Source organism: Calditrichota bacterium (assembly GCA_013112635.1).
Taxonomy (GTDB): Bacteria; Calditrichota; Calditrichia; order Calditrichales; family J004; genus JABFGF01.
Map to the genome: position 1 here is coordinate 874,487 of JABFGF010000002.1, position 12,191 is coordinate 886,677.

Annotated in this window: 13 protein-coding genes; 6 read left to right on the plus strand and 7 right to left on the minus strand. The window is 34.9% G+C overall.

Going from position 1 to position 12,191, the window contains the following annotated elements; all coding sequences use genetic code 11:
• Positions 1-130 precede the first annotated feature (130 nt).
• From HND50_08825 to HND50_08850, 6 genes are all read left to right on the plus strand, one after another.
• The gene (locus HND50_08825) at positions 131-940 is read left to right on the plus strand and encodes an undecaprenyl-diphosphate phosphatase (protein ID NOG45321.1); all 810 of its coding nucleotides are present in this window, start codon (positions 131-133) and stop codon (positions 938-940) included.
• A 6-nt stretch (positions 941-946) separates the two neighbouring features.
• The gene (locus HND50_08830) at positions 947-2,410 is read left to right on the plus strand and encodes a sodium-dependent transporter (protein ID NOG45322.1); all 1,464 of its coding nucleotides are present in this window, start codon (positions 947-949) and stop codon (positions 2,408-2,410) included.
• A 1-nt stretch (position 2,411) separates the two neighbouring features.
• Entirely contained in the window at positions 2,412-3,407 is a 996-nt protein-coding gene (holA, locus tag HND50_08835) for a DNA polymerase III subunit delta (GenBank protein ID NOG45323.1), read from the plus strand.
• 149 nt (positions 3,408-3,556) lie between these two features.
• Positions 3,557-4,171 (plus strand): sigma-70 family RNA polymerase sigma factor, encoded by a 615-nt coding sequence (locus HND50_08840; protein NOG45324.1) that lies wholly within the window; start codon positions 3,557-3,559, stop codon positions 4,169-4,171.
• Positions 4,172-4,193: 22 nt separating this feature from the next.
• Positions 4,194-4,715, plus strand: coding sequence for a hypothetical protein (locus tag HND50_08845; protein NOG45325.1), 522 nt, complete (start codon positions 4,194-4,196; stop codon positions 4,713-4,715).
• A gap of 66 nt (positions 4,716-4,781) precedes the next feature.
• On the plus strand, positions 4,782-6,032 hold the full coding sequence (locus tag HND50_08850) for a GAF domain-containing protein (GenBank protein NOG45326.1): 1,251 nt from the start codon (positions 4,782-4,784) through the stop codon (positions 6,030-6,032).
• A 158-nt stretch (positions 6,033-6,190) separates the two neighbouring features.
• Here the strand turns inward: HND50_08850 and HND50_08855 are convergent, their stop codons facing one another.
• From HND50_08855 to HND50_08885, 7 genes are all read right to left on the minus strand, one after another.
• A complete protein-coding gene (locus tag HND50_08855) occupies positions 6,191-6,574 on the minus strand; it encodes a response regulator (GenBank protein ID NOG45327.1) in 384 nt (127 codons plus the stop codon).
• Between the two features lie 8 nt (positions 6,575-6,582).
• Entirely contained in the window at positions 6,583-6,792 is a 210-nt protein-coding gene (locus HND50_08860; protein ID NOG45328.1) for a hypothetical protein, read from the minus strand.
• Between the two features lie 191 nt (positions 6,793-6,983).
• Positions 6,984-8,330, minus strand: coding sequence for a sigma-54-dependent Fis family transcriptional regulator (locus HND50_08865; GenBank protein ID NOG45329.1), 1,347 nt, complete (start codon positions 8,328-8,330; stop codon positions 6,984-6,986).
• Between the two features lies 1 nt (position 8,331).
• On the minus strand, positions 8,332-9,363 hold the full coding sequence (locus HND50_08870; protein ID NOG45330.1) for a HAMP domain-containing histidine kinase: 1,032 nt from the start codon (positions 9,361-9,363) through the stop codon (positions 8,332-8,334).
• A complete protein-coding gene (mazG, locus tag HND50_08875; protein NOG45331.1) occupies positions 9,364-10,122 on the minus strand; it encodes a nucleoside triphosphate pyrophosphohydrolase in 759 nt (252 codons plus the stop codon).
• Between the two features lie 117 nt (positions 10,123-10,239).
• A complete protein-coding gene (locus HND50_08880; GenBank protein NOG45332.1) occupies positions 10,240-10,890 on the minus strand; it encodes a fumarylacetoacetate hydrolase family protein in 651 nt (216 codons plus the stop codon).
• Entirely contained in the window at positions 10,883-12,190 is a 1,308-nt protein-coding gene (locus HND50_08885) for a homoserine dehydrogenase (protein ID NOG45333.1), read from the minus strand. Before HND50_08885 ends, HND50_08880 begins: the two co-directional genes overlap by 8 nt.
• Position 12,191 lies beyond the last annotated feature (1 nt).

Sequence of the window (12,191 nt, forward strand, 5' to 3'; positions counted from 1 at the left end):
CAAGTTTTTTATTTTTTACAGTCCCTTTTATGTTTTTCCGGGCCGTTATCATTAACCCATTTGTTTGATTTATCAATTTTGGATAGATTACCCTTTTTAAAAAATAAAAAGGACTTAACCCGGGAAATAAATGGAACTTATAAAATCAATTATTTTGGGGCTTGTACAAGGATTGTCGGAGTTTTTACCAATATCCAGCTCAGGTCACCTGGTCATTTTTGCAGAGATACTTAATTTTCATGAAGAAGGGATTGCCTTTGAAGTATTTGTTCATTTTGGGACATTGTTATCCATCCTGGTTGCATTTCGCAAAGAATTAATACAAATGATAATCGCCCTATATCAGGTTCCAATCAAAAAAAATAATGACCCGGAATTACAAGAATATTTTAAATGGGATTTATATGTTATCATCGCCACAATTCCTGCCGGTGTAATTGGGCTTACATTTAAAGATCAAATTGAAACCGCTTTTTCAAATGTTTTGCTTGTATATTTTATGCTGGCTATTACCGGGTTGATTATGACTTTGACGCCTTATTTAAAAGATCGCGGCACACTGTTTAAAACTTCAAACACTTTTCTGATTGGAGTAGCTCAGGCATTTGCAATTTTGCCGGGGATTTCCAGAAGTGGCAGTACAATTTTCACCGGTCTGCTTTTCGGTATAGATCGTGATAAAGTTGCCCGCTTTTCATTTATAATGTCTATTCCGGCGGTTTTTGGGGCAGTACTTTTAAAAACAAAAGATTTAATGGAAGTTGGCATCGACTCATCCGGAATGTTGAATTATTTTGCCGGGACAATTGTTGCATTTGCTACTGGTTATTTGGCGATTATCTGGCTTTTGGATATTGTAAAAAAAGGCAAACTACAATGGTTTGGATATTACTGTTTTGTAGTATCGGCTCTTGGCTTGGGGTGGCACTTTTTGGGATAAATGGATATGCATAAAATAGAATCATTCAGTTCACGATTTGGTTTGATAGCAGCAACCCTGGGCATGGCAATTGGTGCGGGAAATATTTGGCGTTTTCCACGTCTTGCCGGTCAATATGGCGGTTCATTTATTATTCCCTGGCTCATCTTCCTTTTTTTGTGGTCTATTCCTTTGTTAATGGTTGAGTTTTCTGTGGGAATGAAAACACGTAAAGGGGTGCTCGGTGCTTTTAAAAAAGCTATGGGTGAAAAATACACCTGGATGGGATGGTTTGTAGCATTCTGTACAAGCGCAATTATGTTTTATTATTCAGTTGTAAGCGGTTGGGCTCTAAAATATTTTTTGCTTGCCGTTTCAAGTGAATTAACAACTCTTAATCACGAACAGTTTTGGACAAGTTACACCACATCCTACAATGAGCCGGTTCTTTTTCATTTTGTTTCATTGGCCCTTGCAGAAATTTTAATTTACCTCGGTGTGGTCAAAGGGATAGAGCGTTTTTCAAAAATAATAATTCCGACTTTATATATTCTTTTAATAATATCTGCAATAAAAGCAATAAGCTTATCAGGATCTGATGTTGGGCTATCCTATCTGTTTTCTTTTGAGCTTCAAAAATTAGGCGATTACAAAATCTGGCTTGATGGACTTTCTCAATCAGCTTGGTCTACAGGCGCGGGTTGGGGATTGGTTTTAACATATGCTGTTTATGCAAAAAATAAAGCCCGCATTACAGGTAATGTTTTTATTACCGGGATCGGAAATAATTTTGCATCTATTTTAGCTGGCTTGGTCATTATTCCAACAATCTTTGCATTAAGCCCCTCAACAGATGTAGCAAGTTCAGCACTGGCATCCGGAAACCAGGGACTTGCATTTATTGCCATTCCAAAACTTTTTTCACAGATGAGCGCAGGGGGTATTTTTGCGATTATCTTTTTTATGGCACTGTTTTTTGCAGCTCTTTCCAGCCTTATATCAATGTTAGAGCTCGCATCACGGGTAATGATGGACTTTGGAATGGATCGAAAAAAAGCAGTCATTGTTATCGCCTTAATTACTGCCATAGTAGGCACTCCATCTGCTATATCAATGGATTTTTTCAACAATCAGGATTGGGTTTGGGGGCTTGGATTAATTTTAAGTGGCTTATTTTTTACTTTACTTGTATTGAAAGTTGGCGTAACAAAATTTGTAGATGAATGGTACCAACCACAAAAGTACACTACTTTCACGCATTTGGCATTTAAAGTATTATTTTATGTTTTATTGCCTCTTGAATTTATTGCCATGCTTGGATGGTGGTTTTATCAATCAGTAACCCGGTTACCAGAGTCTTCATGGGATATTTTTGAGAGTTTCAGTTTGGGGACTACACTTTTTCAATGGATTTTTATTTTGGCAATAGGTATTATTTTTAACAAGAAAATCAACAATTGGATGTCTAAAACGGAGTCGAAGGAGAATTAAAATGGCTTCAGTTTCTGACATCATCAAATCAATTGGCGAAGAAAAATTTGCCCCCGTTTATTTATTAAGCGGTAAAGAAAAGTTTTTTCATGATCAGATTATTAACGCACTTACCAGTAAACTTTTTGCAGATTCTTCTTCTAGAAGCTTAAACCGCATTATGCTACATGGAAGTGAAAACAGTTTATCCGATGTTGTAAATGCGTCCCTTTCTTATCCGATGCTTTCCAACAACAAGCTTGTTGTGGTTAAAGAGCTTTCCAGAATCAAAGTTTCGGATACCTCGACTTTTTTAAACTATCTTGAAAATCCAACGGTAACAACAGTTTTATTATTGTCAACAGAAGAGATGGGTAAGACCAAGCTGTTTATAGAATTAAAGAAAAAAGCGGTTTTTGTTGATTGCAAACCGGTTCCGGATTATAAAATTCCGGCTATAATAAAAGAACGGCTGGGTCTGAAGAAAAAGCAAATGTCTTCCAGGGCAGTTACAATGCTTGCCGAGTATACCGGGAATAGCTTGCTAAATATTGAGCATGAACTGGAGAAGGTAAAAGAGTATAAATCGGATGGATCTGAAATAGGCGAAGATGATATAATTGCCGTTACAGGAATGTCCAAAGATTACAATGTTTTTACCTTGCAAAAAATGTTAAGTGAAAAAAACCTGGAACGTAGTTTTGTGATCGGCAAAAAGCTGATTGAAAAAGGCGAAAATATAAATCTATTAATATCGGTTCTTTTTAATTATTTTAGAAAAGCATTGTTGGTTGCAAAAGGAAAAAGTAGCGGTCAGGATTTTGGCGCTATTTCCCGTGAGTTAAAAATAAATGAATATCAACAGCGGGATATTTCAGCAACATTGAAATATTTTAGTCCAATAGCTTTAGAGAATGTTGTTTCTGAACTGCATGTAATTGACAAAAAAGCAAAAAGTACAGCAAGTACAGATTGGGCGCTTGTTCAATCTTTATGTTTTACTATATGCAGGCTTTAAAGCGGAATTTTGTTTAATTTTAATGACTAAATCACTAGCAAGAAAAACACGAAAACTGCTTTCATTTTTAAAAAGCAAAAGAAGAAGAATTTTATTATAATATTTGGGAACCATAAACCGACTACAATGTTAAAAAAGCGCATACAAAAATGACAACAGTAAACAAAGAGATAACAAATGTAAAAAATGAGTCTGGGCCAACGGATGAGCAGCTGATAGCGCGCTTCCAACAAGGAGATGCCTATGCTTATGATCTACTGGTAAAAAGATACCGAGACCCGTTAATGAATTATATATTTCGGTTTCTTGGTGATAGAATTGACGCTGAAGATATTCTTCAGGAAACCTTTTTAAGACTTTACAAAAACAAACATTATTATAAGGAAATAGCAAAGTTCTCCACTTGGATTTATACAATTGCCGGAAACCTTGCAAAAACAGAACTAAGAAAGAGAAAAAGAAGGAACATTTTTTCAATTCATAACTTTATGTCTACAGAAAAAGATTATGAATTGCCGGACAAGGGAATTACACCTGATAAATATGCAAATTCTGCAATAACTGATACAGAGATTCAAAAAGCCATTGCTAAACTTTCACCAAAATTTAAACAGGTGATATTACTGCGGGATGTGCAGGGCTTTTCTTATGAAGAAATATCTCAAATTGTAAATATTCCACTTGGGACTGTTAAATCTCGTGTTAACCGGGCACGTTTAAAACTACAGTATGATCTAAAAAAAATATTAAAAGATGTTAAATAGAAAGGGAGAGGAATCTACGCCTATGATGACTTGTGACAAAGCAAAAGCATTATTATCAGATTATATAGATGAGACGTTAGAGCCAGGTGTCAAAAAAGAAATTGATGAATTCTTAGAGAGAGATCCGGAATGTAAAAATATTTTTATGGAGTCGCTTTCGATAAGCGAAAAAATAAAAAACCTGCAATCAGTATTACCCTCAGAAGATTTTGATTCAAACCTGAGAAATGAAATTATTAAAATAAATAATGAAGAGAAGACACCGGCGTTAAATAAAAAAGGCCTGTCTCTAATATTTTCTGGAACAGTTTTAGCCGCCTCTATTTACTTTTTTATCTTTACTGATATTGGAGTTCAGCAAAATATACAAGAAGGCTCTATGCCATCTTCAGCTATCGGAAACCCAGCTGCTAGCTTTCAAGACGAAAAAAATGCTGAGGATAAGTTTGTAGAAGCAAAAGAAGATGAAACTAAGAGTGACAGCCTTAAAAATGTACCGGAAAAAGTTAACTCAGAAAATATTCATCTTACGGGTGATAAATAATACAAGGCTTATTTTTGGTTTTAACAAAGAATCTCCTTAACTTTTTTTAAATATAAGGACATTCTTGTGCTGTATTACATTTTAGTAATTATTCTATCTTTGATTGGATTTTTTGTAAATATTGACTTGTTGGGTTTTACAGGAAATATTCTTCTGAAGATAATGCTTTTTTCCGGGTTAGGATTTATTGTATACAGGCAATACTCAGCTTCAATTGCTCAAGACGAAAAACAGCAATCCCTACCGGACCAAGAGGAAAGTAAATCTGTAACTCAACCAACAGAACAAATTTTTCTCGAAAGTTCAGAAAAGGGGGATATAAATAAACTTCTTAGTGATAAAACTATTTCACTAAACTCTCTACTTTTAAGCCAGTTTGAAATTTTATTTAATTATTTCCTTCCTGCCAATGGTTACATCTTTATTCAAAACAAGAAAAACGACCTTCGGCTTTTCTATAAACAAATTAAACAAAACATTTCCTGGACTGAATCGGATGAAACTCCATCAATAATAAAACTATTAAGAAATCATTCAAATGAAATTTTGGTTGAGAATAACCTGGGAAATGGATCAAACATATTACCTTATTATACCGATTCAAATTACACACCCGGCTCGATTTTATCTTTATCTACAAAAATTACTGAAGACCAAAAAATTTTCTGGGTCTTCGATGCCCCTGCAACAGGCTACTTTAATGAAGAGGACTTTAAGGTTTTAACACAGGTTAGCTTTACATCCCAATTTTTAACAATTAATGCTTTTAAACAAAAACATGTATTTGAAGACCTATCAAGAGAAAGAAATAAACTTGAACTTGCCAATAAGTTAAATGGTTGTTCGACTAAAGATAAATTGACATCGGTATTTATTGAGTTTTTAGCGGAACTATTTGAAGCACATAAATTGACAGTTGCAATGGTTGATGAGAATAACACACAAATGGCAACTATAACCAAAACAATAGGTCAAATTGATTCTATAAAAGCAGGAACACGTTTCAGTTTAAACGAAGGTCTTTGTGGAAAAGTATTAACTAATAAACAAATTTATCTCTTAGATGATATTGAAAAAGACGGCTACTTTATTCCACGATTTTCAAAGAATGAAAAAACCAATTATGGGTTGCACTCTTTCCTTGCTATTCCTTTTATCAATCAATCGGAAGCAATAGGCTTGCTAATTTTAGAGCACAAGACCCCGGGTTTTTATCAAGACAATCACAAAATTGAGCTAAATGAATATTGTGAATATTATTCTGTCGCTATTTCACGTTTTGTTGAAAACCAATATTTTGAGGGAGCAGAAGAGTAATACAGCGCAATATCAAAAAACCCCGCGAAGCCTTCATCCTTAAAGGCTTGCGGGGTTTTTTGCTTTTTCAAGATAAAATATCATCCTTGATATTTATTCCTTTAAAAACAAACCAAAAAACAAGAATTATTATTTGGCTAATTATAAAAAACTCCATATTAATGCTTAATATACAAAGTTCGAAAAGTTGTCCACCGGTCGATATAGTGTTTTAAATTTTTTATTTTAACCGGTTCCTGAACGACTTCTACATTTGTACTTTTGGGTGGATATAAACTGGAAACCATCTCATTATCATTTCCGATATAAATCACAGGGATATGTGATGTTTCAGGATCATTTTTAAGACGATTAATTGTTTCAACCCCACAATTTTCATTAAACCCTTCATTGACAATAATTACAGCAGGACGTTGTTGATTTACTTGTTTAAAAAGATCTGTATTTTTCTGTACTGTAACTACTTTGTAGCTATAGTGACCTAAAATGGCCTGCATAGATTTTGCTTTGCCTTGGTCTTGTTCACAAATAAAAATCTTCATTTATCCTCCTAATTTACTGTCTGTAGCCCATCGACCATTCGTGCCTGAATAGCAGAAGAAATAATTTCGGGTAACTCATCCATGAGTTCATTAATAGAGTTTTTGTAAATTGTAAGAATGTCCTTTTCTGAAAAGGCTACCCGAATTGTATAATACGTTCTTCCAGAATTGTCGCTTAATGTGCTGATGTCTAAGTTACCAGATATTAAGTTTTCCACAGTTACACTTCCTTTTGTAAATCGACACTCAACCGATTACAAAGTCTGTGCCACTCAGCAAATAGTTGTTTTTTAAGGGTTTATAAAAAACGAACTCTAAGATTAATAAAAACAGTGGTTAAGGATAGAAAGAAAACAATAAGTTGTAAAAACTGCATTAAAAAATAAGGGCGGGATTGTATTTTTTACAATCAAGGCTTTTCCAGTCGTGACACTAATGTGCGGTAGTTAATATTTAGAAACTTACAAGTCTCTTTTTTGTTTTGATTTAAATGATTATAAACCAAATGCGCATACATTTTAGTCAAATCATCCATGGTATATCGGTTTAAAAGTGAATTCTGCAAAAAGGGATTTTCCTGTTCCTGAATATCCTGAGGAATATCGTTGATAGATAGTGTATCACTATTCACAACCAGCATTCGTTTAAGTGTATTCTCAAGCTCTCTTATATTTCCTTTCCATTCCAGCTTTGAGAGATACCTAATAAGCGTATTTTCTATTTTGGGTTTTGTTTTATGGTTGTAGGTTTTGCAATACCGATCAATGAAATAATTGATTAAGGCGGGTATATCATCAGGCCGTTCCCGTAATGGTGGGATCAATACAGGAATTACGTTCAATCGGTAAAACAAGTCTTCTCGGAATTCTCTTTTTGATATCTGCTCAGGCAGGCTTCGGTTTGTCGCTGCAATTAACCGGAAGTTGGCATTAATTTCATTTGATCCGCCAAGCCGAAAAAATTTTTTCTCCTGGAGAACTCTTAATAGTTTGGCCTGAATAGAAAGGGGGAGCTCACCGATTTCGTCCAAAAACAAAGTGCCGTCGGCAGCGAGTTCAAATTGTCCGGGTTTTAAATTTTTTGCTCCTGTAAATGCCCCCTGCTCATGGCCAAAAAGCTCGTTTTCCAGTAGGTTTTCGGGAATTGCGGCAGAATTAATCGCAACAAAAGGCTTGTCTTTTCCAAGACTACGTGCATGTATATGTTTTGCAATAATTTCTTTGCCCACTCCGGACTCGCCGGTTAATAAAACGGGCTCTTTGGTGTTTTTTGTCTGCTCAACGAGTTTTAAAATACCCTGCATTTGCTTACTAACAGCAATAACATTGTCAAACTGAAGCTTAGCAGAAAGCTGATCGCGGAGAAGCCTGTTGTCGCGTTCCAATGTTTGCATACGTATGGCACGTTTAACTAATAAAGGTAATTCATCCTGAATATTTTCGCTTTTAAAGAAATATGAATACGCTCCTCTTTTCTGTGCTTCCAATGCATGCTGGTGGTCCTGAGAGGAAGTAATTACAATTACTTTGGCATCAGTTCCCTGGCTTACAATATAATCCAGCATTTTAAGGCCAAACTCTATTTCCGGTAAACCCAGGTCTTGCAATACAATGTCTGGTAAAAAAGAATTAAAAGTGTTTTTTGCATCTTCTATATTGCTGGAAAAAGAAAATGAATAATCCTGACTAAGCCATTTTTGGTACTTACGTTGCCAGATTGCATTGTCTTCGATAACAAGAATTTTATCCTTATTCATATTAGTTTTGGGGTATAATTATTTTGACTTGTGTTCCATTCTGAGAACTTATTTCTAAAAATCCGTTATGTCCTTCAATAATTTTCTTTGTATTTGCCAGGCCAAACCCACATTTGTCTAAATATTTTTGTGTCGTAAAAAAGGGTTTGGTGACGTATGGAATAAAATCATCCGAAATACCTTTTCCCTGATCATTTACCTCAAAAACGATCCAATTTGTTGCTAAAAAGGGTGAATTGGATTTTATTGTATGTACATTCAAGCTAAGTTTAGAGAGGTTTGATTCGACTGCTTCAACCGCATTTTGAATTATTTGATTAAAAGCTTCTGCAAAAAGTTCAACATCAAGGGCAACGGTTAAGCCAGGGTTCTGAATATTAATATGGAATTGTTTTTCATTTAGCTTGATCATTTTTAAAGAATCTTTAATGAGCTGCTCAATTTCAATTTCGGATTTAAATAAATCGAAGTCTCTAATGAAAAATAAAAGGCCTTTATTTAGTTTTTTTTGATATTCCAGTTTATTTAAAAGCAATTCATTTTGATGGCAGTCGGCTTTAACTTCCATCAAAGACTGAACATCATGCAGTAATTGGGAAATTAAGTTTCCATATTCATTTACAGCTTTTCTTTGTGTATTTAGATTTGTTTCCTTTAATATTCCATACAAAGACTGCCAGATATTTAAGATATTACTGACAGACTCGTTTATTTCTTTTTTGAAAATAAAAATACATACAGGCTCATGGACAAAATCTTTCCCGGAAAAACAAAAAATATGCCCATTCTCATCAAAAGGACCAATTTTACTAATTGGGTTAGATACTTTTGTTAATAATTCTAACCAATAATCAAAACCCTCCGGTAAGTTAGATTCTACTAAACTTAATGCATCAGGTTTTGGTTGATGCATCATTAAACCAAGTTTTATTTCCGGAAAATGTTTAGTAATAAAATTGTATGTAGTTTTTGATAACTCCTGCGGTAAATTGATATTTTTACATGATTGAATATAATCGTTTACAATTGGCATTTAATCGAAATCCTTACTTTTTTCCCAAAGTGTATCCAGTTCTTTCATCGAAGCAGCAGACATTTTTTCAGGATTGTTGTTGAATTGTTTTTCTATAAAATTAAATCTTTTAATGAATTTGGTGTTAGTTTTATGGAGTGCATCTTCTGAAATTACATTTGTAAATCGTGAAATATTTACAAGAGTAAACAGGATATCGCCAAACTCTTTTTCAATATTTAAAGAGTTGTTTTCTTTGACGGCTACTTTGAACTCTGAGACCTCTTCTTCCAGCTTTTTAATAACATCATTTATTTCATCCCAGTCAAACCCAATTGATGATGCTTTATCTTGCAGGCGTTGTGCTTTTAATAAAGCTGGCAAATAGATTGGAATCCCGCTAAGAATAGATTCTCGTTTTTCTTTTTTGTGTTTATTTTTTTCCCAGTTTTCCTGAACCTCCTCTGCGGTTACTTTTCCGTTTTCTTGAAAAACATGTGGATGTCGCTCGACCATTTTATCCGAAATTGCATTAACAACATCCTTAAAAGTAAATGAATTGTTTTCAGAAGCAATTTCACTATGAAATACAATCTGCAGCAAAATATCGCCTAACTCACTTTTCAAGCTATCCATGTTTTTTTGATCAATTACTTCGATGGTTTCATAAGCTTCTTCCAGCAAATATCTTTTCAGGCTGTCATGGGTTTGTTTGGCATCCCAGGGACAATTTTGCCTGATATCTTTCATTATGCCGAGGAGGCGTTCCATTTCTTTCATATCTGCTTGGGGATTCTTGATTAAAAGTGTGATTGTATTTTTTACAATCTATACATAAATAAGGAATTCTGCAATTTGGCAGGAGGGATTTAAATTATTGTTTTTTGCTCGAGAGAGTTACAAAACCTTTGTTTTTAAAGATCCAATTTTTTCTATTTGACATTGAAGTATGTCACCACTTTGTAAAGGGCCAACACCAGCCGGAGTACCGGTTAAAACTATATCACCCTGTTTTAAGGAGAATATCGAAGAGATATAACTTATCAATTCTGCAACTTTAAAGATCATTTGATTCGTATTACCCCTTTGCATTTGTGTGCCATTTTTTATCAGCGAAATTTCCAGGTTTTGTGCATCACTAACTTCCAGTGCAACAAACTTTGAGATTGGGCAGGAATTATCAAAACCTTTTGCCACAGCCCAGGGCAGACCTTTCTTTTTTGCTTCAGATTGAATATCGCGTAAAGTCAAATCTAAGGCGATACCATAGCCGGCAATAAAACGCATTGCTTCATTTTCAGAAATATTGCTACAGTCCTCACTTATACTGAGGGCCAGTTCAATTTCATGGTGAACCTCACCCATATTCTGAGGAATTGAAAGCGGGGCTTCAAGGTTACATAAAGCACTATTTGGTTTTAAGAAAAGCACTGGCTGTTTAGTTTTTTCCGAATGCATTTCCTTGATATGTTCAGAATAGTTGCGGCCAACAGCCACAATTTTACTTGGATTAAACTCACGCCCATCATCAAAGAGTATTTTATTCATCTTCCAAAATCCTGAAAAACTTAATATCACCTTGTACCAGTTGTAGTTTCTTTATTTCTTCAATAGCTGCCTTTATCTCACTCTCTTCAGTATTGCCAAGAAAAATATGTACATAGCCTACAATCTTACCATTATATTTACCTGTTTCAGCATGGGCCGATGTTATATTTATTTTATGTGTCCCGATTATTGTGGTCACTTCTCCCATAACACCGGGTCTGTCCACACATGGAAAACGCAGATAATACGAAGTCCTGATTTCATTGATATCCAACACACGCTTATTATTCCAGTTAAACTGAAACCTCTGTCTGCGCGGATTGTTATAAATGCGATTTCCAACTTCCACCAAATCTCGCAAGATTAAGCTGCTGGTTGGGCTGGTACCAACACCAAGCCCGTAAACCATATATTCACCAAGTAAGTCTGTTTTAATGTAGTATGCATTATACTCGCCTTTTACCGAAATCATAGCATGGTCTTTTCGAACTAAGGCTGGATGAACCCTTGCTTCAAAGCAATCGCTATGATCGCGCATTATGGCAAGAAGTTTTATTTCGTAGCCAAACTGATCGGCCCACCTTATATCCTGAAGTGAAATACTGGAAATCCCTTCAGCGTAAATGTGCAAATAGCTAATATCGATTCCAAATGCTGTTGCCGCAAGGATTGCTACTTTCATAGCAGCATCCGATCCCTCATAATCAACAATGGAAATTGATTCAGCCATTTTTGGAATATCGGGATCACGGAGCACACTTTGAAGGGAAACTTGATTGTCTGTCATTTTGTTTAGAAGAAAATTTGAAACACCGCTAACAATTCCATGCAGTTCGGTTATTTTGTTGGCAATTAAATCACGCTGCAGAATATCTGAAACAGGAATTCCTCCGCCAAGAGATGGCTCGGTTAAAAAGTGTATCTCGTTCTCATTTGCCAAATCGGATAACTGATGCATTTTGGTTGCCAATAAAACCCGGTTGGCAGAAATGATATTGATTTTTCTTGAAATAATTTTTTTGATTATTGAGAACGTTGGCTCGATGTCTCCGATTGCATCGATAGCAACTTTTAAAGTGCGGTCTTTAAGAATGACATTTATATCGGTCGTAAATACTTTTTTGTCAATTTCTTTAGGGCGTTTAAAATGTTCATTTTTTACCAGGATTCTTTTTAGTATCAGCTCAAATCCTGTTTGCTCTCTTATCTTTTCCTTTTTTTTCATCCATGCTTTATAAAATCCCTGACCCAGTTTTCCAAATCCGAGAAGTGCAAAAGTTATTTTTTTACGCTCTGACATA